The following is a 20,623-nucleotide window of genomic DNA, read 5'->3' as shown; positions in this document are numbered from 1 at the left end:
CGACGATCTAGCTCGCCTTCGGCTCGACGATCTAGCTCGCCTTCGGCTCGACGAAATCACAAGCCTCCTGCGCCTCATGCGCCGCGGGGGTCATGGGCAGGATCTCGGGGCCCGCGAGCCACTCGCGCCCCTTCAGCATCGCGTGCCAGTAGACCGGCGGCAGCAGCTTTTCCTTCAGGAACCACGCCGCGCGGGTCGGCTTCTTGCCGTCGATCATCCACAGCGGCAGCGAGGGCAGGATCTTGCCGCCATAGCCGAACTCCGCCAGCACGATCTTGCCGCGCTCCACCGTCAGCGGGCAGGAGCCGTAGCCGTCATAGATCGCGCGGGGCGCCTGGCCGTCCAGCGCCGAGAGCACGTTTTCCGCCACCACCGGCGCCTGCTTGCGCACCGCCGCGGCGGTCTTGGCGTTGGGCGTCGAACAGCCGTCGCCAAGCCCGAAAACATCGCCGTAGCGGGTGTGCTGCAGGGTCTCGGGGCTGACCTCGACCCAGCCCGCCGCGTTGGCCAGCGGCGAATTGGCGACGAAATCCAGCCCGGTCTGGGGCGGGCAGACATGCAGCATGTCGAAATCGCGGGTCACGTCCTCGGTCTCGCCGTCGACGGTGCGCCGGAAGGTGGCGGTCTTGGCGGCGCCGTCCACCGCGATCAGGTTCTCGTTGAAATTCAGCCCGATGCCGTAGTTGCGGACGTAGTCCATCAGCGGCGGCACGTAGTCGGCGACCCCGAACAGCACGCCCCCGGCGTTGGAAAACTGGATGTCCACGTCGCGCAGCCGCCCGGCGCGCTTCCAGTGATCGGCGCTCAGATACATCGCCTTCTGCGGCGCCCCGGCGCATTTGATCGGCATCGGCGGCTGGGTGAACAGCGCCTTGCCGCGGCGCAGGTTCTGCACCAGCTCCCACGTGTAGGGGGCCATGTCGAACATGTAGTTGGAGGTGACGCCGTTCTTGCCCAGCGTCTCGCGCAGGCCGTCCACCGCGTCCCAGTCCAGCTTCAGCCCCGGCGAGACAACCAGCGTGCGATAGCCGAGCCGGGCGCCGTCCTCGAGCACGATCTGCGACTGTTCCGGTTCGAAGCCCGACACCGCGGCGCGGATCCACTTCACCCCGTCGGGCATCACCGCGTGCATGGCGCGCATGGTGTCGCCGCGCTGGAACACGCCGCCGCCCACCAGGGTCCAGCCGGGTTGATAGAAATGCTGGTCGCGGGGCTCGACGATGGCGATGTCGAGCCCGGGCCGGCGCTTCAGCAGCGACGCGGCGGTGGAGATCCCGCCCGAGCCGCCGCCGACGATGACCACGTCGTGGCGGGTGGCGGCGCGGCCGCCCGTCGGGGCGCCGGTCGCGGGCAGGGCGCCGCCGGCCAGCGCGTCGAGCCGTTCGCGCAGCCCGCTCAGATCATAGCCGGCCCCGGCGGCGGCGGCGGCGATCGCGTCGGCGCTGAGCCGCGGGGCCTTGACCAGCGCCCACATGGTGGTCGAGCGCATGCCGGTGCGGCAATAGGCCAGCACCGGGCCGGGCAGGTCGCGCAGCGCCGCGCCGAAGGCGGCGGCGTTGTCGTCGGTGACCGCCCCGGCCTTGGCCGGGATGTAGCGGAATTCAAGCCCGTGATCCTTGCAGGCGGCGGCGATCTCGGCCGATGAAGGCTGGTCCGGCCCCTCGCCGTCGGGGCGATTGCAGATGATCGCGCGCACGCCCTGCGCGGCGGCGAGCCCGACATCGGCCGCCGATATCTGCGGCGTGACGCTCAGTTCGGGGGAGATCGGCTTGATGTCCATGGGGTCGTATCCTCTCTGCTGGATGCGGCCCCTTGCGAGGCTCGTTGATCGTCGTCGCCGACCCGCCGACCCGCCGCCCGCCGCCGGCGCGCCCCGGATCGCCCGGGCGCGCGGCGGTCGGCGGGTCGGCGGGTCAGAGCGTGTTGATGGGGGTCTTGAGGTAGGAAACGCCGTTGTCCTCGGCCGGCGGCATGCGCCCGGCGCGCATGTTCACCTGAATCGAGGGGATGATCAGTTGCGGCAGGTCCAGCTCCGCGTCGCGCTGCTCGCGCATCTTCACGAAGTCGTCGCCGCTGCGCCCGCCGCCCACATGCACGTTATGGGCCTTCTGCTCGGCGACCGTGGTCTCCCACGCGTATTCGTCACGCCCCGGCGCCTTGTAGTCGTGGCAGACGAAGATGCGGGTGTCGTCGGGCAGGGACAGGATCTTCTGGATCGAATCATACAGCGTTTCGGCCGAGCCGCCGGGGAAATCGCAGCGCGCGGTGCCGAAATCTGGCATGAACAGCGTGTCCCCGACAAAGGCCGCGTCGCCGATCACGAAGGTCAGGCAGGCCGGCGTGTGCCCGGGCGTGTGCAGCACGAATCCCGTCAGCCCGCCGATCCGCAGCCGGTCCTGTTCCTTGAACAGCTGGTCGAACTGCGATCCGTCGCGCTGGAATTCGGTGCCCTCGTTGAACACCTTGCCGAACACGTTCTGCACCACGGTGATGTTTTCGCCGATGCCGATCTTGCCGCCGAGTTCGCGCTGAAGATAGGGCGCGGCGCTCAGGTGATCGGCGTGCACATGGCTTTCGAGGATCCATTCGACCTTCAGGCCATGCTCGCGCACATGGGCGATCACCGCATCCGCCGAGGCGGTGTCCGTGCGCCCCGAATTCGGGTGGTAGTCGAGCACCGAATCGACGATGGCGCAGGCGGGCGAGCCCGGGTCCTTGACCACGAAGGTGACGGTGTTCGTGGCTTCGTCAAAGAAGGGGGTGACGTCAGGCTTCATGAGGGTTCTCCCGATTCCCGTTAGTTTCACGATATAAGGGTGTTGATCTTATATTTCAATAATTGAATGTATTCCGGCCCCGGCGCGGGTCCAGCGCCGGTGCGTTGGATGCGCGCGCGGATTGTGCGATCATGCTCCGGTTGCGTAGACCTGCACCGTCAAAAGGCGTTCCACATCATGCCCGTGCCCACGGAAAACTACTACCCGCTTCTGGCTTATCGACAGGAGCATGGCGCGCGCTGGGGCGCGGATCGGCCGGTGGGTCACGGTGGCGTGATCACCTATGATTTTTCCGACAGCGCCGCCGATCTGCCATGGCTCGAACGCCCGAGCCTGCGCGAAGCCAGCGGCTACAGCGGGCTGAACGCCGGCGAGCGCGGCGCCTTTCGCAAGGCGGCGGCCATCCTGTCGGCGGTCTCCGGACTGGAACTGGTCGAGGTCGAAAAGGGCGGCATGATCCAGCCTTTCGCCTTTGACGCCGGCGCCCTTGCGGGATGGGCCTACCTGCCCCGGCCCGAGACGGTGTTCATGGGGCTGTGGCGCGACGCGCCCTACGGGCCGGGCGGCGGCTATTTCGAAACCGTGCTGCATGAACTGGGCCACGCGGCGGGGCTGAAGCACCCGTTCGAGGGGCGCGAGCAACTGGCGTTCCGGCTCGATCAGACCGTCAACACGGTGATGTCCTACGCCGAAGGCCGGTTCGCGCAGGACGGGTATCGGCGATTCGACAAGGCGGCGCTCGTGCATCTCTACGGCGCGGATCAGGACGTGACCCTGCGCCATGACGCCGATGCCGGGCGGGTGGCGATCATCGGCGGCGCCGGCGACGACGATCTGTTCGGGCCGCGCGGCGACGTGCTGTTTCGCGGGCGCGGCGGCGATGACGCGTTTCGCGCCGGGTCCGGGGATTTCGCCGGCGACGACGAATTGCGCGGCGGCGCCGGGCGCGATTCGCTGTTCGGCGGCGGCGGGCGGGACACGCTGTTCGGCGATCGCGGCGACGACCGGCTGGAACTGGCCGACGGCGCGGCCCATGGCGGCGCCGGCAATGACGTGCTGGTGGCGACGGGCGGGCGCGAGTCCGGCGCGCCGGACCTGTTCGGCGGGGGCGGCGACGACGTGCTGCGGGTGCGCCGCGAGGCCGGGCGCGTCGATGGCGGCGCCGGGGACGATCTGCTGATCCTGCGCCCGTCGCAGGCGCATGATCTGGACGGCGCCCGCGCCCTGCTGGCGGGCGGCGACGGCGCCGACCGGCTGATCGCCTGGCACGCCGTTGGCGCGCCGACGCTGCGCGGCGGCGCCGGGGGCGACCTGCTGCGCGCCCATGACGGGGCCATCCGCGGCTTTGGCGGCGGCGGCGATGACAGTCTGCAGGGGGCGCGCGGCGATGACCGGCTCAGCGGCGACGGCGGCGCCGACAGGATCGCCGGCGGGGCCGGGCGCGACCGGCTGCAGGGGGGCGCCGGCGACGATTCGCTGTTCGGCGAGGCCGGGCGCGACGTGCTGCGCGGCGGCGCCGGCGACGACCTGATGACCGGGGGGGCCGGGGATGACGCGCTTTACGGCGGCCCCGGCGACGATGCGCTGCGCGGCGGCCCGGGGGCCGACATGTTCGTGTTCGACGGGCGCAGCGGGCGCGACGCGGTCCGCGATTTCGATCTGGTCGAGGACCGGCTGACCCTGGCCGGCGCCGCGGCCGATTACCGGGTCGAGACGGTCGCCGACGGGCTGCGGTTTCATGAAATCGCCTCGGGCGATCAGGTGACGCTGATCGGGCTCGACGCCGCCGATTTCGCCGCGATCGATCTGTTCTACGCCGGCTGAATCGCGCGCCCCGCCGCCGCGCATGGGCGGGACCGATCGTGGCTTCGCTGATGATCCAGCCGGAAAATCACGGAAAAACCGCAGGAACACCACAGGAACACCACAGGAAAGGATCGGGAAAAACCCGGGCGGCGCGATTGACATGTCCTCACGCTTGCAACACAAAATGTTGCAGAAACGGCGCGCGCCATCGGCGCGGCGCCGCGAGCAAAACACGCGACCCAACAGAACCCAACGGGAGTCCACCATGAAAAAGACCCTGCTCGCCTCGGCCGCGCTTGCGCTGGCCCTGACCGGCGCCGCCGCGGCCGAAGAGATCAAGATCGGCGTGATCCTCGGATTCACCGGCCCGATCGAATCCCTGACCCCGGGCATGGCCGCCAGCGCCGAGCTGGCCATGAAGGAGGTCTCCGACAGCGGCGCGCTGCTGGGCGGAGACACGCTCGTCCCGGTGCGCGCCGACAGCACCTGCATCGATTCCGCCGCCGCCAGCGCCGGCGCCGAGCGCCTGGTGACCTCGGACAAGGTGGCCGCGATCATGGGCGCCGATTGCTCCGGCGTCACCATCGCCATCGCCAACAACGTGGCGGTCCCCAACGGCGTGGTGATGATCTCGCCCTCCGCGACGTCGCCGGCGCTGTCCACCATCGAGGACAACGACCTGTTTTTCCGCACCGCGCCGTCGGATGCCCGCCAGGGCGAGGTGATCGCGCAGATCGTCATCGACAGGGGCATCGAGACCGTCGCCGTCACCTACACCAACAACGATTACGGCAAGGGGCTGTCGGACAGCTTCGACAACGCCTTCCGCGCGCTGGGCGGCAAGATCGCCATCACCGCGGCGCATGAGGACGGCAAGGCCGATTATTCGGCCGAGGTCGGGGCGCTGTCGGCCTCGGGCGCCGAGCATCTGGTGGTGTTCGGCTATGTCGATCAGGGCGGGCGCGGCATCATCCAGACCTCGCTGGACACGGGCGCCTTTGACAGCTTCATCCTCGGCGACGGCATGTTCGGCGAAAGCCTGCTGGAAAACATCGGCCCTGATCTGAACGGCGCCGCCATCGGCGCGGTGCCCGGGTCCGACAGCGACGGGGCCAAGGCGTTCCTCAAATTCGCCGCGGACAACGGCGTTGACGGCGACGGCCCGTTCCGCCCGGAAAGCTACGACGCGGCGGCGCTGATCGCGCTGGCGATGCAGGCGGCGGGGTCCTCGGACCGCGCGGCGATCCAGTCCAAGGTCATCGAGGTCGCCAACGGGCCGGGCGAAAAGATCCTGCCCGGCGAGCTGGCCAAGGGGCTGAAGATCCTCGCCGAAGGCGGGCAGGTCGATTACGAGGGCGCCACCAACGTCAACCTGATCGGCGCCGGCGAGGCCGCCGGGTCCTATCGCGAATACGAGGTCAAGGGCGGCAAGTTCGTCACCCTCGGGTTCCGCTGATCGCGGGTGTCCTGACACCCAGCATTGCAATCGACCCTGGCGCGGCGGCCCCCCGCGCCGGGGTCTCTCATTGACGGGACGATGCATGAGAACCGGTTCATGATCCGCGTCGAGAACATGCGCAAGTCCTTTGGCGGCGTGCATGCGGTCAACGACGCCACGCTGGAGATCGCCAAGGGCTCCATCACCGGGTTGATCGGCCCCAACGGCGCCGGCAAGACCACGCTGTTCAACGTCATCGCCGGGGCGTTTCCGCCCACCTCCGGGCGGGTGTATCTGGACGGCGAGGACATCACCGGGCTGAAGCCCCACGAACTGTTCGCGCGCGGCGTGCTGCGCACCTTCCAGATCGCCCATGAATTCGCCACCCTCACGGTGCGCGAGAACCTGATGATGGTCCCCGGCGGCCAGTCGGGCGAAATGCTGTGGGACGCGTGGTTTTCAAGCGGCGCGGTGCGCGAGCAGGAACGCGCCATCGCCGCCAGGGCCGACGAGGTGATCGAGTTTCTCGAAATCGCCCATGTCGCCGACGAGGTGGCGGGCAACCTGTCGGGCGGTCAGAAGAAGCTGCTGGAACTGGGCCGCACCATGATGGTGGACGCCCGCGTGGTGTTTCTTGACGAGGTCGGCGCCGGGGTCAACCGCACCCTGCTCAACACCATCGGCGACGCGATCCTCAGGCTCAACCGCGAACGCGGCTACACGTTCTGCATGATCGAGCATGACATGGATTTCATCTCCCGCCTCTGCGATCCGGTGATCGTCATGGCCGAGGGCAAGGTGCTGTGCGAGGGTTCGGCCGAGGCGGTGAAATCCGACGACCGGGTGATCGAGGCCTATCTGGGCACCGGGCTCAAGAACAAGACCCCGCGCCAGCAAGCCGCCGAAGCCGCGGCCGCGGGGGAGCCGCCGGCATGAGCTTTCTCATCGGCGACGAGATGACCGGCGGCTACGGCGCCGCCGACATCCTGCATTCCTGCACCATCGCCGTGGAAAAGGGCGAGATCGCGGTGATCGTCGGCCCCAACGGCGCGGGCAAGTCCACCGCCATGAAGGCGGTGTTCGGGATGCTGGGCCTGCGCTCGGGCCAGGTGCGGCTCGACGGGCGCGACATCACCGGGCTGTCGCCCCAGGACCGGGTGCAGGCGGGCATGGCCTTCGTGCCCCAGACCCAGAACGTGTTCACCGGCATGAGCGTCGAGGAGAACCTCGAAATGGGGGCCTTCCTGCGCGAGGATGATTTTTCGGGCACCATGAGCCAGGTGTTCGAGCTGTTCCCTATATTGCGCGAAAAGCGCCGCCAGCCGGCGGGCGAATTGTCGGGCGGGCAGCGCCAGCAGGTGGCGGTGGGCCGGGCGCTGATGACGCGCCCCTCGGTGCTGATGCTGGACGAACCCACGGCCGGGGTGTCGCCCATCGTCATGGACGAACTGTTCGACAGGATCCTTGAAATCGCCGCCAGCGGCATCGCCATTCTCATGGTCGAGCAGAACGCCCGGCAGGCGCTCAACATCGCTGATCGCGGCTATGTGCTGGTGCAGGGCCGAAACCGTTTCACCGACACCGGGGCGGCGCTGCTGGCCAACCCGGAGGTTCGCCGATCGTTTCTCGGCGGATGAAGATTGGAGCCCTGAAGTGCCCGAGATGACCGATATTCTCAACGCGGTGGTGCTGTTGGCCAATTTCGTGCTGGTGCCGGGGCTGGCCTATGGGTCGCAGCTGGCGCTCGGGGCGCTGGGGGTGACGCTGATTTTCGGCATTCTGCGCTTCGCCTATTTCGCCCATGGCGACCTGATGGCCTTCGGGGCCATGGCCACCATTCTCGTCACCTGGTGGATGCAGAGCGTCGGCCTGTCCATCGCGCCGCTGCCCACGGCGCTGCTGGCGCTGCCCTTCGGGATCTTCGCGGCGGTGGCGGCGAGCCTGCTGATCGACCGGTCGGTGTTCCGATTCTACCGGGTGAGCAAGGCCAGGCCGGTGACGCTGGTGATGGCCTCGGTGGGGGTGATGTTCCTGCTCAACGGCGCGGTGCGGCTGATCATCGGCCCCAACGACCAGCGGTTCGCCGACGGCGCGCGGTTTCTGGTCAAGGCGCGGGAATTCAAGCAGTGGTCCGGGCTGAACGAGGGGCTGGCGATCAAGCTCAGCCAGGGGCTGACCGTGGCGCTGGCGCTGATCGTGGTGGCGGCGCTGTTCTGGTTCTTGCAGCGCACCCGCATGGGCAAGGCCATGCGCGCCTATTCCGACAACGAGGATCTGGCGCTGCTGTCGGGGGTGGATCCCGACAAGGTGGTGCGCGTCACCTGGATCATCGCCGCGGCGCTGGCGACCGTGGCCGGGGTGCTTTACGGGCTCGACAAATCCTTCAAGCCCTTCACCTATTTCCAGCTGCTGCTGCCGATCTTCGCGGCGGCGATCGTCGGCGGCATCGGCCAGCCGATCGGGGCGATCCTCGGGGGCTACGTGGTGGCGTTCTCGGAAGTCACCATCACCTACGCCTACAAGAAATTCATCACCTATCTCGCGCCCCCCGACTGGGCGCCGGAGGGGCTGCTGCAACTGCTGTCCACCGACTACAAGTTCGCGGTCAGCTTCATCATCCTGGTGGTGGTGCTGCTGGTGCGGCCCACGGGGATCATCAAGGGGAGGGTGCTGTGATGGCCAAGGCCGCGCGCGGCCCCCTGGCTTTCGCGGTCATGGCGGCGCTGCTGGTCGGCGTCGGCATGATGCAAAGCTGGTCGGTGAGCCTGTCGATCCTGAACCTGTGCCTGATCTCGGCGATCATGGCGCTGGGGGTCAACATCCAGTGGGGCTACGCCGGGCTGTTCAATGTCGGCATCATGGGATTCGCGGCGCTGGGCGGGGTGGCGGCGGTGCTGGTCTCCGAACCGGTGATGGTCGAGGCCTGGCGCGCCGGCGGGGCCGGGCTGGCCTTCACGCTGGCGGCGCTGACGGCCATCGTGTTCGCGGTCGGCCAGATCCGCAGGCGCATGGCGCCGGGCGCGCTGCGCGGGCTGATCAACGCGGTGATCATCGTCGGCGGCTATTTCGTCATGCGCGGGCTCTACGACCCGGCGGTCGACGCCATCGAGGCGATCAACCCGGCCACCGCCGGCAATATCGGCGGGCTGGGCCTGCCGATCACCCTCGGCTGGGCGGTGGGCGGGCTGTTCGCCGCCGGCATCGCCTGGATCGTCGGCAAGATCGCGCTGGGGTTGCGCTCGGACTATCTGGCGATCGCCACGCTGGGGATTTCGGAAATCATCATCGCCGTGATCAAGAACGAGGACTGGCTGGTGCGCGGCGTCAAGAACGTCTCCGGGCTCGCCCGCCCCGCGCCCTACGAGATCGAATTGCAGAAGGCGGCCTGGTTCGTGGATCTGGCGGACCGCCTGGGCATGGATCTGGGCGAGGCCTCGGGGATCTTCGTCAAGCTGATCTACGCGGGGCTGTTCGCGGCGGTTCTGGCCGGGGTGCTGTGGCTCAGCGAGCGGGCGCTGGCCTCGCCCTGGGGTCGGATGATGCGCGCCATCCGCGACAATGAGGACGCCGCCGCCGCCATGGGCAAGAACGTCACCGCGCGGCATCTGCAGGTGTTCGTGCTGGGCTCCGCCGTGGTGGGCGTCGCGGGGGCGATGCTGACCACGCTGGACGGGCAGTTCACCCCGGGCGCCTACAACCCGCTGCGCTTCACCTTCCTGATCTGGGTGATGGTGATCGTCGGCGGATCGGGCAACAACTGGGGGGCGGTGCTGGGCGGATTCCTGATCTGGTTCGTGTGGATTCAGGCCGAGCCCGCCGGGCTCTGGCTCATGAAGGGCATCGTCAGCCTGCTGCCCGAGGGCGGGGCGCTGGCCAACAAGCTGATCGAGGGCGCGGCGCATATGCGCATGATCTTCATGGGGATGATCCTGCTGCTGGTGATGCGCTTCGCGCCCAACGGCCTGATCCCCGAACGGGTGCGCCGCTGACCCGGGGGCGCGCCCGACCGGATACTGTCAGATCAGCGCGCGCAGGCGCTGCATCAGCGCCGCGACCATCTTGCGCGAGGCGTCGTCCTTCAGCCGCCCGGCCTCGTCGAACGCCGCGTAGGCGCCGGCGATCATCGCTTCGGGCCCTTGCAGGATGCGCGGCTGGAAGGCCACCAGGCAGTGGCGCAGCGAATACTGCGCCCGGGCCCCGCCCGAACGCCCGGCGGCGGCGGACAGGATCGCCAGCGGCTTGTCGATCAGCGGCTGCGGCTTGACCCGGCTCGCCCAGTCCAGCGCGTTCTTCAGCACCCCCGACAGGTTGCCGTTGTATTCGGGGGTGGAGATCACCACCGCGTCGGCGGCGCGAATCTGGGCGACCAGGGCCAGCACCTCCGGGGGCATGCCCTGGTCTTCAAGGTCGCCGTCATAGAGCGGCAGGCGAATGTCGGCGGTCTCGATCCGGGCCGGGGCGAACAGGCGCGCGGCCTCGGCGCAGAGCAGCGTGTTGAAGCTGCCCCGGCGCAGAGAGCCGGAGATGGTCAGAAGCGTCGGCGAATCGATCATGGCGTGGCGGGCCCTCTTGAACATGCGGCGGCCGGGCCCGAAACCTGGCCCGCCGCAAATACATAGCCGGATCGTTGCGGATCGCAACCGCGCCGGTCATGCGACGAGGCTGAACAGCGCCCCCGCCAGCATGGCCCCGCCGAGGCCGAGCCCGAAATACATGGCGAAGACCGGCGGGCGCACCAGCGACCAGACCGCCGCCATCGCCGGGGCGCTGCTGAGCGCGCCGGCCGCCAGAAACGCCGTCGCCGCGCCGGGGCTCATGCCCTGCTGGATCAGGGCGGCGACCAGCCCGCCCACGGCCTCGGCGGGCAGGTAGACGATCATCAGGCCTTCCAGCAGATAGGCCAGCGCCATCCACTTGATCAGGAACAGCGCGTTGGCCCTGCCCTGATCGCAAAACGTCGCGCGCCGCGCCGGATCGCGCCAGACCCGCCAGACCGGCTTGCCGTCCAGCGCCGGGCGGGCGCGGCCGCAGGACGCGGGCGCCGTCGGGCGCAGCGGCTGCGCGAAGGCGCCCGCGCGCATCAGCGCCGCCATGACATGGCCGCCCGGCAGCCCCGGCCCCACCGCCGCCGCCGCCTTGCCAATGGCGAAATGCCAGCCCAGCGCCCCGGCGGTGATGAACAGCGTCGGCGGGTCCATCAGCGGCGAGGCCAGCCAGAACGCCAACACCGCCGACAGCGGCGCGCCCCGCGCCCCTCGAAGGCGCGGGCGATCATGGTCTCGGCGCCGCTGGCCTTCAGCCAGGCGATCGACAGCACCGCGACGGCGATGAAAGGCGCGGTTCCGGCGAAGGCGCCTGCGCCGATGGCGAAGACCTCGCCGGCCCGGTCCGGGTCGCGCAGCGCGGTCAGCCCGGCGATGGCGAGGATCAGCAGCCAGACCCGATCCAGCCGGCGCGCCAGCTGCCGCGTGGCGGCGGCCTGGCGGAGTGCGACTTCGGTCACGGGGTCCGCTCCGGGATCGCCTCTGCGCCCTCGGCCCGGGCATCGAGGCAGCATTCGCGGCGGATGAAATCCGCCAGCGCGTCGACGCGCGCGAACCCGGCGCGGCAGATCAGGCTGCGCCCCCGGCGTTCCTGCGTCAGCAGCCCGGCGGCGGCGAGAAACCGCAGATGGTGGCTGAGCGTCGATCCGGGGATGCCGAGCCGCGCCTGCAGCGCCCCGACCGGCAGCCCGTCGGGCCCGGCGCGCACCAGGATCCGGATGGCGTCGAGGCGCGGCGCCGCGCCCAGCGCCGCGCGCCGGGGCTTGCGCCGCGCGTCCTGCGCCTAAAAACCGTCCTTGCGCCGCCGGATCTCGGCGAACACCGCGGCGTCGTCGCCCCCGGGCAGGCCGACGGCGGCCTTCACCGTCGGCACGCCCGCGCGCAGGAACGGGTTGGTGGCGAGCTCTTCCTCCAGCGTCGAAGGCACGATCGGCGTTCCCGCCGCGTCCGCCGCCTCGATGCGGGCGATGCGCGCGACCAGCGCCTCGTTGCCCGGTTCGATGCTGAGCGCGAAGCGCCCGTTCGCCGCGCCGTAATTGTGCCCGGAATAGATCTTCGTGTCGCGCGGCAGCGCCATCAGCTTGCTCAGGCTTTCCCACATCATCAGATGCGTGCCCTCGAACACCCGCCCGCAGCCCAGCGCCATCAGGCTGTCGGCGGTGAAGGCCATGCCGGCGCCCGGAAAATGAAACGCCACATGGCCGATGGTGTGGCCCGACACGTCGATGACGCGCGCGATCTCGTCGCCCACCGCCACCTCGTCGCCCTCGACCACCGCCTGATCGAGCTTGGGCAGCCGTTCGGCGTCCGCCTTGGCGCCCACCAGCTTCGCGCCATAGGCGGCGGCGAGATCCTCGGCGGCATCGATATGATCGTAGTGGTGATGGGTGAGCAGGATCAGGTCCAGCCGCCCGCCCGCGGCGTCGATCGCCTTGCGGATCGGCCCGGATTCGGGCGCGTCCACCAGGGCCCAGACATCGGCGCCGGGCTCGTGCAGAAGGTAGGCGTAATTGTCGCCGAGGCAGGGGATGATGGTGACGTCGAGCGGCATGGCGGAGGCTCCGGCATTGGGGTAGGGTCGGGCCAGCATGTCTCAACCCATAGGCTCGCGCAATGCATCTCGACGTCGTGGACCTGCGCCGGTTCTACTATCGCACCCAGCTGGGGCGCGCCGCGCAGGTGGCCTTGCGCGGCGCGGTGCGCGGCATGTGGCCCGACATCGCCGGCGAGACCCTGGTCGGCTTCGGCTTCGCCGCGCCGCTGCTGCGCCCGCTGATGGCCGAGGCCGCGCGCACCCTGTGCTTCATGCCCGGTCAGCAGGGGGTCTGCCACTGGCCCGCCGAGGGGCCGAACCGCTCCGTGCTGGTCGAGGAAACCCATTGGCCGCTGCCCGTGGGCTTTGCGGACCGGCTGATCGTCGCCCATGGGCTGGAGACCTGCGACCGCCCCGGGGCGCTGCTGGAGGAAATGCACCGGGTGCTGGCGCCCGGGGGCAAGGCGATCATCATTGCGCCCAACCGTTCCGGGCTCTGGGCGCGGGGCGAGGCGACGCCCTTCGGCCATGGCCGCCCCTATTCGGTGAGCCAGCTGGAAAGCCATCTGCGCGCCCATGATTTCCAACCCGAGCAGCACGCGGCGGCGCTGTTCGGCCCGCCCAGCGACAAGCGGTTCTGGCTGAAGACCGCGCGGATGTGGGAAAACCTCGGCCTGCGCCTGGGCGCCAGCCGCCTTGCCGGGGCGGTGCTGGTCGAGGCCACCAAGACCGTCTACGCCATGCCGCGCCCGGGCCTGCGTCAGCGCACCCGCGCCACTATCGAGGAGGCGCTGGAGGGCCTCGCCGGGCGCCCGAAGCCGGCGACGCGGGCGGAGCCGCGCGGCGCGCGGCGCGACGCCTGACAGGACCGCCTTGCCGATGTCGCCGGCGCGGATCAAGTCAGTTCGGCGGCTGCGCCGGTGGCGGCGCGGGCGGCGGCGGCAGCGCCCGCAGGCGCGCGCGCAGCCCGGCGATGCGCGACTGGTTGATCAGGAAATCATGGCTGCCAAAGTAATATGGACCGCCATAGCGGCCCCAGGAACCGCGGGCGCGGATCAGGTCGATTTCCTGCCGGATATCGTGATAGGCCGCGCCCTCCGCCCAGGCGGCCTGCAGCGCGGGCGCAGCCGCGGCCGGGCAGACCGAGGCCAGAAGCGCCCCGCGCCGCCCCACCCGCCAGGCGTTGTAGGGCGTGCAGTAATGGCGCAGCCCCTCGGCGCGCCCCGCCGCCCAGGCGACGGCGTCGGGGGCGACCCCGGTCTTGGCGCAGGCGGCGCGGTGATCTTCCAGCCGCTCGGGCCCGCGCCCCTGCGCGCCGTCGGCGAGCCCGATGGCGCGCCAGTCGCCGCCTAGGCACTGGCTTTGCGACAGGCTGGCGCAGGCGCCGAGCAGAAGCGCGGCGGCCGGCGCCCAGGGGATGCGCGGGCGCGCCACGGCTCAGAACCCGATCCCGACGCCGCCGCTCAGCCCGGTCCGCCAGCCGCCGTGGCGGCCATGGCCGATGCCGAGCTCCAGCGTCGGGTAGATCCGCGGAGTGGCGGCGGGGAACGGGTAATAGGCGCGCGCCGATGCGCCCTCGGCATAGGCCTGCGCGAAGGCGGCCTCCAGATGCGGCGGGCAGGACAGGGTCGGCGCGGCGCGGGCGCGTCCCAGGTCATAGCCGTTGCGGGGGCTGCAATAGCGCACCACGCCCTCCGCGTGACCCGACAGCCAGGCGTCCTCGTCGGCTTCGGTCGCCGCGCCGGCGCCGCAGGCGGCGCGGCGCTGCGCGAAAGCGGCCATGTCGCGCCCCCGCGCCCCGTCCTCGACCCCCAGGGCCCGCCAGTCCGGCGCGGCGCAGGTCGCCAGGGTCATCCGCGGCGGGCCGGAGGGCCCCGGCGCGCAGGCCGCCGCCAGCAGCGCCAGCGCCATGGGCGCGGCGCGCGGGGGCCGCCCGGCCATGCGGGCGATGCGAAGCAGGGCGCGACTCAACCGGGTCATGTCCGCAGCATAGCCGCGAAGCCGGGCGGCTTCATGGCGGGAACGGGCGCGCCGGCGCTTGCGCGCGCCGCCGCGCCGCGCCATGGTTCGCGCCAGCCGGCGCCCCCCGACGCCGCCCCCGACGCCCCCCCCTCCGGACGCCCCCGGCGCCGGGCAGCCGCACGCCGCAAGGAGCAGCCCCATGTCAACCGACCTCGTCACCCTCGACATCGCCGACGGCGTCGCCGAGATCGCGCTGAACCGGCCCGAGAAGATGAACGCCATCACCGTCGATCTGATCCGCGCCATGGAGGCCGCCGCCGCCGCCGCCGCCGGCGACGGATCGGTGCGCGCCGCGGTGCTGCGCGGGCATGGGCGGGCGTTCTGCGCCGGGCTCGACAAGGACAATTTCGCCAGGATGCTGACAAGCGGCGCCGGCAGCCTTGGCGGCTCGATCACGGCGCGCACCCATGGCGACGCCAACCTGTTCCAGCAGGCCGCGCTGATGTGGCGCAAGCTGCCGGTCCCGGTGATCGCGGCGCTGCACGGCGTGGCGCTGGGCGGCGGGTTCCAGATCGCCATGGGCGCCGATATCCGCATCGGCGCGCCGAATCTGCGCATGTCGATCCTGGAGATGAAATGGGGCCTGATCCCGGATATGGGCGGCATGGCCCTGATGCGCCATCTGGCGCGCGGCGACGTGATCCGCAAGCTGATCTACACGGCCGAGACATTCGGCGCCGAGGACGCCGCGGCGCATGGGTTCATCACCGAGATCGCCGCCGACCCGCTGGCCCGCGCCCGCGATCTGGCGCGCGAGATCGCCGGCAAAAGCCCCTCGGCCATGCGCGCCGCCAAGGCGCTGGCGAATATCGCCGAGGAGTCGGACCCGCCCGCGATCCTGATGGCCGAGAGCGAGTTCCAGAAAGACCTCATCGGCGCCCCGCATCAGATCGAAAGCGTCATGGCCGGATTGCAGGGCCGCGCGGCGAAATACGACTGACGCCGCGCGGGTGGGGGGGGCGGGCGGCGGCGTTACGCCGACAGCGCCATGCCGCCCGCCCTGCCCACCTGGTCAAGATGGTGATCGGCGTCGCCCAACAGCTTGTCGATCATGGTCAGGCGCTTGAAATAATGGCCGATCGACAGTTCCATGGTCATGCCGACGCCGCCATGCAGCTGGATCGCCGACTGGCCGATGAAACGCGCCGAGCGCCCGATCTGCACCTTGGCGCCGGACATCGCGCGGGCGCGCTCGACAGGGTCGGGATCGCGCGACATGACGGCGGCGAACATGGCCATGGAGCGGGCCTGCTCCAGCGCCACGACCATTTCCGCCCCGCGATGCTGGAGCGCCTGGAACGCCCCGATATGGATCCCGAACTGCTTGCGTTCGCGCAGGTAGTCGATGGTCAATTCGTTGGATTTCTCCATCGCCCCCACCGCCTCGGCGCAGAGCGCGGCGATGGCCTGATCGGTGACCATCCGGATCGCCGGCATGGCCCCGCCCGGGTCGCCCATCACATGCGCCGCGTCCGCCGAGGCCCCGTCCAGCGTCACCTCCGCCGCGCGCATCCCGTCCTGGGTGTCGTAGCCGCGCACCGAGACCCCCGGCGCGTCGGCGCGGATCAGGAACAGCCCCACGCCGGCCTCGTCGCGCCGCCCCCCGGCGCTGCGGGCGCTGACGATCAGCCAGTCGGCGCCGTCGCCGTGCAGCACCAGCGATTTCGCGCCGCTCAGACGCCAGCCATCGCCCGCGGGCGCGGCCGTCGTCGCGATGTCGGCAAGATCGTAGCGCGCCTGCCGTTCGCCATGGGCGAAGGCGAGCCTGGTCGCGCCCGCGATCAGCCCCGGCAGGATCTCGGCCTTCTGCGCCGCCGAGGCGGTCGCCGCCATCAGCCCGCCGCCCAGCGCCACGCTGGCCAGATACGGCTCGATCACCAGGGACCGGCCGAAGGCCTCCATGACGATCATGGTCTCCACCGCCCCGGCGCCGAAGCCGCCGTCTTCCTCCGAAAACGGCAGCGCCAGCAGGCCCAGCTCGGCGAATTTTCCCCAGATTTCGGCGCTGTGGCCATGCGCGCCCGCCATGTGGCGGCCGCGGGCGGCGAAGTCGTAATTGTCCTCCAGCAGCCGGTTGACGCTGTCCTGCAGCAGGCGCTGCTCGTCGCTCAGATCAAAATCCATCGCCCTTGTCCTTTCCGTTCCTTCCTGCGCCTCAAAGGCCCAGGATCGCCTTGGCGATGATGTTCTTCTGGATCTCGTTGGACCCGCCATAGATCGACACCTTGCGGGTGTTGAAATACGCCGGCGCCACGGCGTCGGCCCAGTCCGGACCCACCGGCGGTTCGTTCCAGCCATGCATGTCCGGGGCGCGGGGCAGGGCGTAGGGGCCGACCACGTCCATCAGCAGTTCGGTCACCGCCTGCTGGATCTCGGACCCCTTGATCTTGAGCACCGAGGACGCCGGGTCCGGCTTGCCGGTCGGCCCGCGTCTGGCCTCGGCGGCGAGCACCCGCAGCTGGGTCATCTCCAGCGCCTTCAGCTCGATCTCCACCTCGCAGAGCCGGTCGCGAAAGCGCGGGTTGTCGATCACCCGGCCTTCGCCGATCTTTTCCAGCGCCGCCAGTTCGCGGATGCGCCGGATGCGCGCCTTGGAGGCCCCGACCCGGGCGATGCCCACCCGTTCGTTGCCGAGCAGGAATTTCGCATAGCTCCAGCCCTTGTTCTCCTCGCCCACAAGGTTTTCGACCGGCACGCGCACGTCGTCGAAGAACACCTCGTTGACCTCATGACCGCCATCGATGGTCTGGATGGGGCGCACGGTGATCCCGGGGGTCTTCATGTCGATGAGCAAGAAGGAAATGCCCGCCTGCTTCTTCACCTCGGGGTCGGTGCGCACCAGACAGAAGATCCAGTCGGCGTATTGGCCCAGCGTGGTCCAGGTCTTCTGGCCGTTGACCACGTATTCGTCGCCGTCGCGCACCGCGCGGGTGGACAGCGAGGCGAGGTCGGACCCGGCCCCGGGTTCGGAGAACCCCTGACACCACCAATCCTCGATGCTGGCGATGCGCGGCAGGAATTTCTTCTTCTGCGCGTCGTTTCCGAACGTGTAGATCACCGGCCCGACCATGGAGACGCCGAAGGCCAGCGGCTCGGGCGCCGGGGCGGCGGCGATTTCCTCGCCGAAGATGTATTGCTGGATCGGGGTCCAGTCGCAGCCGCCGTATTCAACCGGCCATTTGGGCACCGACCAGCCGCGTTTGTGCAGGATGCGGGTCCAGTCGACGATGTCGTCGCGCGAGGGATGGCGGTTGTCGGCCAGGTTGGCGCGCATGCGGTCCGGCAGGTTGTCGGCGATGAAGGCGCGGACCTCGTCGCGAAAATCGAGTTCTTCCTTGCTGAAGCCAAGTTCCATCTGCATCTCCTCGCGCGGCGCTGACCGCCGGCGGCGTCGCGCCGGGCTCGGGGGGGGCTGCAAAACAGGGTTTCGCAGACGACTTGAAACGCTATTCCGGCAATGCGCGGCTTGTCAATCGGACCGCGCGCGCCGCGACGCCACGTCAGCGGCGCCGGGGGAATTCTGCATGTTGAAATCTTGTTTCGCATAGGTCAGTCTCTGCCTGAAACTGGCGCCCCACAACCGAGAGGATCCCCCAATGCGCGCGGTCATCTGCTCTGAATTCGGCCCCCCCGAGACGTTGGAGATCCGCGAGGTCCCGACCCCCGCGCCGGGGCGCGGGCAGGTGCGCATCCGCGTCGAGGCCTGCGGGGTCAATTTCCCCGACACGTTGATCATCCAGGGCAAGTATCAGCTGAAGGCGGCGCCGCCGTTTTCGCCGGGGGGCGAGGTGGCGGGGATCATCGACGCGCTGGGCGAGGGCGCGGCGGAAAAAGGCTGGGCGGTCGGCGACCCGGTGATCGCCATGACCGGCTATGGCGGCTTCGCCGAGGAAATCGTCGCCGACATCGCGGCGCTGACTCGGCGCCCGGCGGCGATGGACGGGGTGGTGGCGGCGGGATTCTCGATCACCTACGGCACCACCATGCACGCGCTCAAGCAGCGCGCGAACCTGCAGCCGGGGGAAACCCTGCTGGTGCTCGGCGCCGGGGGCGGCGTGGGGCTGACGGCGATCGAGATCGGCAAGCTGATGGGCGCGCGGGTGATCGCGGCGGCGAGCACGCCGGAAAAGCTGGCGGCGGCGAAGGCGGCCGGGGCCGACGATCTGCTCGACTATTCCGACGGCGAGATCAAGGACAAGCTGAAAAAGCTCACCGGCGGCAAGGGCGTGGACGTGGTCTACGATCCGGTGGGCGGACCGCTGTTCGAACAGGCGCTGCGGGCCACCGCGTGGAACGGGCGGGTGCTGGTGATCGGCTTCGCCTCGGGCGAGATCCCCAAGCCGCCGGTCAATCTGGCGCTGCTCAAGGGCTGTTCGATCGTCGGGGTGTTCTGGGGGTCGTTCCGGGTGCGCGAACCCGAGGTGGAGGCGGCGAATTTCGAACAGCTGTTCGACTGGTACGCCGCGGGCAAGCTGAAGCCCCACGTCACCCAGACCTATCCGCTGGCGGATGCGGGCAAGGCCCTGCGCGCGCTGATGAACCGCGAGGCCATCGGCAAGATCATCCTCACGGTCTGAGGCGGGCAACCAGGAGGCGGACAAATGTTTGACATGACGGGCAAGGTCGCGGTGATCACCGGATCCTCGCGCGGGATCGGCAGGGCCACCGCCCTGCAACTGGCGCGGGCCGGGGCGCGGGTGGTGGTGTCGAGCCGCAAGCAGGGCCCCTGCGACGCGGTGGTCGAAGAGATCCGCGCCGCGGGGGGCGCGGCGATCGCCATCCCCTGCCATGTGGGCGAAAAGGCCCAGGTCGAGGCGCTGGTCGCCGGCACGCTGGACAAATGGGGCCGCATCGACGTGCTGGTCTGCAACGCCGCCACCAACCCGGTCTACGGGCCCATGAGCGACTTGTCGGACGCGGCGTTTCAGAAAATCATGACCGTGAACGTGCTGAGCACGCTGTGGCTGACTTCGCTGGTGTTGCCGGGCATGGCGGCGAAGGGCGGCGGGGCGGTGATCCTGCTCAGTTCCATCGCCGCGTTCCGGGGCAATGGCGTGATCGGCTGCTACGGCATGTCCAAGGCGGCGGAATCGGCGCTGGCGCGCAATCTGGCGGTGGAATGGGGGCCGAAAGGCGTGCGCGTCAACGCCATCGCGCCGGGGCTGGTGGCGACGGATTTCGCGCGCGCGCTGACCGAAGACCCGGCGCGCCGCGCCCAGGCCGAGCAGCGCACCCCCCTGCGCCGCATCGGCGCGCCCGACGACATCGCCGGGATCGTGCAGTTCCTGGCCTCCGACGCGGCGGCCTACATCACCGGTCAGGTGATCGTCGCCGATGGCGGCGAGACCATCAGTTAGGTCCCTGCGTTCAGTCGGCGGGCGTCAGGCCTTGACCGCCACATCCGCGATCAGCGCCGCGGCGATGACCTGCGCCGCCAGCGGATCGGCGCCCACCGGCGTCAGCACCGGCCCGCGAAATCGGGCCTCGGCGATGGCCGCGGGCAGGTCGATCTCCACATGCCCGGCATGGCTGGCGAAGAACGGCAGGCAGATCGCGGGGCCGTCATGGGCGAGCGCCTCGACCAGCGACGGCGCCTGATCCACGAAGCCCACGCGCACCGTGCGAAACCGCGCCAGGCGGGCGATCCGCGCCGCCGCCTCGCGCGTGGCGCGCGCCGGGCGCGGGTCCGAGGGCGAGCCATGGGCGGCCAGCGTCAGCGTGGTGCGCGCCGGGTCGAGCCCGGCCTCGCGCGCGCCGGCCATCGCCATCCGCGCGCAGAGCGCGGGCAAGGGCGCCGCCATGCCGAAAGGCGCCAGAAACCGCGCGCGCACCCCGCCCCCGCGCGCGTCGATCGCCAGCGCCGCGCGGCGGCGCAGCTCGGCGGAGACGAACCAGCCATCGGTCATGAAATGCGGGAACACGGTCACGGTCTCGCCTTGGGCCACGCGCGCGAAGGCGGCGTCGAGGGCGCCGGGCGCGGCCAGCGTCGCGGCGCGCACCGGTC

At 70.2% G+C, this 20,623-nt stretch carries 22 protein-coding genes; 10 read left to right on the top strand and 12 right to left on the bottom strand.

Features of this window, described 5'->3' with window-relative positions; translation table 11 throughout:
• Positions 1 to 31: 31 nt before the first annotated feature.
• Together AC1HC7_RS16475 and AC1HC7_RS16470 are read right to left on the bottom strand one after the other, a co-directional pair.
• Entirely contained in the window at positions 32 to 1,780 is a 1,749-nt protein-coding gene (locus tag AC1HC7_RS16475) for a bifunctional protein tyrosine phosphatase family protein/NAD(P)/FAD-dependent oxidoreductase (protein WP_479496807.1), read from the bottom strand.
• Between the two features lie 133 nt (positions 1,781 to 1,913).
• A complete protein-coding gene (locus AC1HC7_RS16470) occupies positions 1,914 to 2,777 on the bottom strand; it encodes an MBL fold metallo-hydrolase (RefSeq protein WP_479496808.1) in 864 nt (287 codons plus the stop codon).
• 177 nt (positions 2,778 to 2,954) lie between these two features.
• Here AC1HC7_RS16470 and AC1HC7_RS16465 point away from each other — a divergent pair, with 177 nt between their 5' ends.
• From AC1HC7_RS16465 to AC1HC7_RS16440, 6 genes are all read left to right on the top strand, one after another.
• A complete protein-coding gene (locus AC1HC7_RS16465) occupies positions 2,955 to 4,601 on the top strand; it encodes a hypothetical protein (protein WP_479499229.1) in 1,647 nt (548 codons plus the stop codon).
• A 247-nt stretch (positions 4,602 to 4,848) separates the two neighbouring features.
• The gene (locus AC1HC7_RS16460) at positions 4,849 to 6,039 is read left to right on the top strand and encodes an ABC transporter substrate-binding protein (RefSeq protein ID WP_479496810.1); all 1,191 of its coding nucleotides are present in this window, start codon (positions 4,849 to 4,851) and stop codon (positions 6,037 to 6,039) included.
• A 99-nt stretch (positions 6,040 to 6,138) separates the two neighbouring features.
• Positions 6,139 to 6,957, top strand: a complete 819-nt coding sequence (locus AC1HC7_RS16455) for an ABC transporter ATP-binding protein (protein WP_479496875.1) — start codon at positions 6,139 to 6,141, stop codon at positions 6,955 to 6,957.
• Positions 6,954 to 7,658, top strand: a complete 705-nt coding sequence (locus AC1HC7_RS16450; protein WP_479496811.1) for an ABC transporter ATP-binding protein — start codon at positions 6,954 to 6,956, stop codon at positions 7,656 to 7,658. The genes AC1HC7_RS16455 and AC1HC7_RS16450 overlap by 4 nt, the downstream gene beginning before the upstream one ends.
• A 25-nt stretch (positions 7,659 to 7,683) precedes the next feature.
• Positions 7,684 to 8,697, top strand: coding sequence for a branched-chain amino acid ABC transporter permease (locus AC1HC7_RS16445; protein ID WP_479496812.1), 1,014 nt, complete (start codon positions 7,684 to 7,686; stop codon positions 8,695 to 8,697).
• Entirely contained in the window at positions 8,697 to 10,010 is a 1,314-nt protein-coding gene (locus AC1HC7_RS16440; RefSeq protein WP_479496813.1) for a branched-chain amino acid ABC transporter permease, read from the top strand. The genes AC1HC7_RS16445 and AC1HC7_RS16440 overlap by 1 nt, the downstream gene beginning before the upstream one ends.
• A gap of 27 nt (positions 10,011 to 10,037) precedes the next feature.
• On the opposite strand, the gene AC1HC7_RS16435 is transcribed toward AC1HC7_RS16440, so the two are convergent.
• From AC1HC7_RS16435 to gloB, 5 genes are all read right to left on the bottom strand, one after another.
• Positions 10,038 to 10,598, bottom strand: coding sequence for an NADPH-dependent FMN reductase (locus AC1HC7_RS16435; protein ID WP_479496814.1), 561 nt, complete (start codon positions 10,596 to 10,598; stop codon positions 10,038 to 10,040).
• 72 nt (positions 10,599 to 10,670) lie between these two features.
• Positions 10,671 to 11,249, bottom strand: coding sequence for a hypothetical protein (locus tag AC1HC7_RS16430; RefSeq protein WP_479499228.1), 579 nt, complete (start codon positions 11,247 to 11,249; stop codon positions 10,671 to 10,673).
• Entirely contained in the window at positions 11,219 to 11,524 is a 306-nt protein-coding gene (locus AC1HC7_RS16425; RefSeq protein WP_479499227.1) for a hypothetical protein, read from the bottom strand. Before AC1HC7_RS16425 ends, AC1HC7_RS16430 begins: the two co-directional genes overlap by 31 nt.
• The gene (locus tag AC1HC7_RS16420; protein WP_479499226.1) at positions 11,521 to 11,772 is read right to left on the bottom strand and encodes an ArsR/SmtB family transcription factor; all 252 of its coding nucleotides are present in this window, start codon (positions 11,770 to 11,772) and stop codon (positions 11,521 to 11,523) included. The genes AC1HC7_RS16425 and AC1HC7_RS16420 overlap by 4 nt, the downstream gene beginning before the upstream one ends.
• A 75-nt stretch (positions 11,773 to 11,847) precedes the next feature.
• Positions 11,848 to 12,615 carry a hydroxyacylglutathione hydrolase gene (gloB, locus tag AC1HC7_RS16415; protein WP_479496876.1) on the bottom strand — a complete coding sequence of 256 codons (768 nt, stop codon included), beginning with the start codon at positions 12,613 to 12,615 and terminating at the stop codon, positions 11,848 to 11,850.
• Positions 12,616 to 12,677: 62 nt separating this feature from the next.
• On the opposite strand from gloB, the gene AC1HC7_RS16410 reads away from it, so the two are divergent.
• Positions 12,678 to 13,460, top strand: a complete 783-nt coding sequence (locus AC1HC7_RS16410) for a methyltransferase domain-containing protein (protein ID WP_479496817.1) — start codon at positions 12,678 to 12,680, stop codon at positions 13,458 to 13,460.
• A 37-nt stretch (positions 13,461 to 13,497) separates the two neighbouring features.
• Here the strand turns inward: AC1HC7_RS16410 and AC1HC7_RS16405 are convergent, their stop codons facing one another.
• Positions 13,498 to 14,031 carry a DUF2799 domain-containing protein gene (locus tag AC1HC7_RS16405; protein ID WP_479496818.1) on the bottom strand — a complete coding sequence of 178 codons (534 nt, stop codon included), beginning with the start codon at positions 14,029 to 14,031 and terminating at the stop codon, positions 13,498 to 13,500.
• Positions 14,032 to 14,034: 3 nt separating this feature from the next.
• The gene (locus AC1HC7_RS16400; protein ID WP_479496819.1) at positions 14,035 to 14,577 is read right to left on the bottom strand and encodes a DUF2799 domain-containing protein; all 543 of its coding nucleotides are present in this window, start codon (positions 14,575 to 14,577) and stop codon (positions 14,035 to 14,037) included.
• A gap of 181 nt (positions 14,578 to 14,758) precedes the next feature.
• On the opposite strand from AC1HC7_RS16400, the gene AC1HC7_RS16395 reads away from it, so the two are divergent.
• The gene (locus AC1HC7_RS16395; protein WP_479496820.1) at positions 14,759 to 15,559 is read left to right on the top strand and encodes a crotonase/enoyl-CoA hydratase family protein; all 801 of its coding nucleotides are present in this window, start codon (positions 14,759 to 14,761) and stop codon (positions 15,557 to 15,559) included.
• Between the two features lie 32 nt (positions 15,560 to 15,591).
• On the opposite strand, the gene AC1HC7_RS16390 is transcribed toward AC1HC7_RS16395, so the two are convergent.
• Together AC1HC7_RS16390 and pimC are read right to left on the bottom strand one after the other, a co-directional pair.
• Positions 15,592 to 16,743, bottom strand: coding sequence for an acyl-CoA dehydrogenase family protein (locus AC1HC7_RS16390; protein WP_479496821.1), 1,152 nt, complete (start codon positions 16,741 to 16,743; stop codon positions 15,592 to 15,594).
• Positions 16,744 to 16,774: 31 nt separating this feature from the next.
• A complete protein-coding gene (gene pimC / locus AC1HC7_RS16385) occupies positions 16,775 to 17,974 on the bottom strand; it encodes a pimeloyl-CoA dehydrogenase large subunit (protein WP_479496822.1) in 1,200 nt (399 codons plus the stop codon).
• Positions 17,975 to 18,215: 241 nt separating this feature from the next.
• Between pimC and AC1HC7_RS16380 the strand changes: the two genes are divergently transcribed.
• Both AC1HC7_RS16380 and AC1HC7_RS16375 read left to right on the top strand, forming a co-directional pair.
• Positions 18,216 to 19,196: an NADPH:quinone oxidoreductase family protein gene (locus AC1HC7_RS16380; protein ID WP_479496823.1), complete on the top strand. Its 981-nt coding sequence runs from the start codon at positions 18,216 to 18,218 to the stop codon at positions 19,194 to 19,196.
• A 24-nt stretch (positions 19,197 to 19,220) separates the two neighbouring features.
• Entirely contained in the window at positions 19,221 to 19,976 is a 756-nt protein-coding gene (locus tag AC1HC7_RS16375) for an SDR family NAD(P)-dependent oxidoreductase (protein WP_479496824.1), read from the top strand.
• A gap of 24 nt (positions 19,977 to 20,000) precedes the next feature.
• Here AC1HC7_RS16375 and AC1HC7_RS16370 read toward each other — a convergent pair.
• Positions 20,001 to 20,623 (bottom strand): CbiX/SirB N-terminal domain-containing protein (locus tag AC1HC7_RS16370; RefSeq protein WP_479499225.1); only part of this gene is annotated, 623 nt, incomplete at its 5' end.

It is taken from the genome of Oceanicella sp. (assembly GCF_056449545.1).
Note: the sequence above shows the minus strand (reverse complement) of the source record. Positions and strands in the feature narration are given on the sequence as shown.

Excerpts from the sequence above, each read along its gene's own strand:
- AC1HC7_RS16475 (WP_479496807.1), bottom strand. The coding sequence starts at position 1,780 with ATGGACATCAAGCCGATCTCCCCCGAACTGAGCGTCACGCCGCAGATA.
- AC1HC7_RS16470 (WP_479496808.1), bottom strand. The coding sequence starts at position 2,777 with ATGAAGCCTGACGTCACCCCCTTCTTTGACGAAGCCACGAACACCGTC.
- AC1HC7_RS16465 (WP_479499229.1), top strand. The coding sequence starts at position 2,955 with ATGCCCGTGCCCACGGAAAACTACTACCCGCTTCTGGCTTATCGACAG.
- AC1HC7_RS16460 (WP_479496810.1), top strand. The coding sequence starts at position 4,849 with ATGAAAAAGACCCTGCTCGCCTCGGCCGCGCTTGCGCTGGCCCTGACC.
- AC1HC7_RS16455 (WP_479496875.1), top strand. The coding sequence starts at position 6,139 with ATGATCCGCGTCGAGAACATGCGCAAGTCCTTTGGCGGCGTGCATGCG.
- AC1HC7_RS16450 (WP_479496811.1), top strand. The coding sequence starts at position 6,954 with ATGAGCTTTCTCATCGGCGACGAGATGACCGGCGGCTACGGCGCCGCC.
- AC1HC7_RS16445 (WP_479496812.1), top strand. The coding sequence starts at position 7,684 with ATGACCGATATTCTCAACGCGGTGGTGCTGTTGGCCAATTTCGTGCTG.
- AC1HC7_RS16440 (WP_479496813.1), top strand. The coding sequence starts at position 8,697 with ATGGCCAAGGCCGCGCGCGGCCCCCTGGCTTTCGCGGTCATGGCGGCG.
- AC1HC7_RS16435 (WP_479496814.1), bottom strand. The coding sequence starts at position 10,598 with ATGTTCAAGAGGGCCCGCCACGCCATGATCGATTCGCCGACGCTTCTG.
- gloB (WP_479496876.1), bottom strand. The coding sequence starts at position 12,615 with ATGCCGCTCGACGTCACCATCATCCCCTGCCTCGGCGACAATTACGCC.
- AC1HC7_RS16410 (WP_479496817.1), top strand. The coding sequence starts at position 12,678 with ATGCATCTCGACGTCGTGGACCTGCGCCGGTTCTACTATCGCACCCAG.
- AC1HC7_RS16400 (WP_479496819.1), bottom strand. The coding sequence starts at position 14,577 with ATGACCCGGTTGAGTCGCGCCCTGCTTCGCATCGCCCGCATGGCCGGG.
- AC1HC7_RS16395 (WP_479496820.1), top strand. The coding sequence starts at position 14,759 with ATGTCAACCGACCTCGTCACCCTCGACATCGCCGACGGCGTCGCCGAG.
- AC1HC7_RS16390 (WP_479496821.1), bottom strand. The coding sequence starts at position 16,743 with ATGGATTTTGATCTGAGCGACGAGCAGCGCCTGCTGCAGGACAGCGTC.
- pimC (WP_479496822.1), bottom strand. The coding sequence starts at position 17,974 with ATGGAACTTGGCTTCAGCAAGGAAGAACTCGATTTTCGCGACGAGGTC.
- AC1HC7_RS16380 (WP_479496823.1), top strand. The coding sequence starts at position 18,216 with ATGCGCGCGGTCATCTGCTCTGAATTCGGCCCCCCCGAGACGTTGGAG.
- AC1HC7_RS16375 (WP_479496824.1), top strand. The coding sequence starts at position 19,221 with ATGTTTGACATGACGGGCAAGGTCGCGGTGATCACCGGATCCTCGCGC.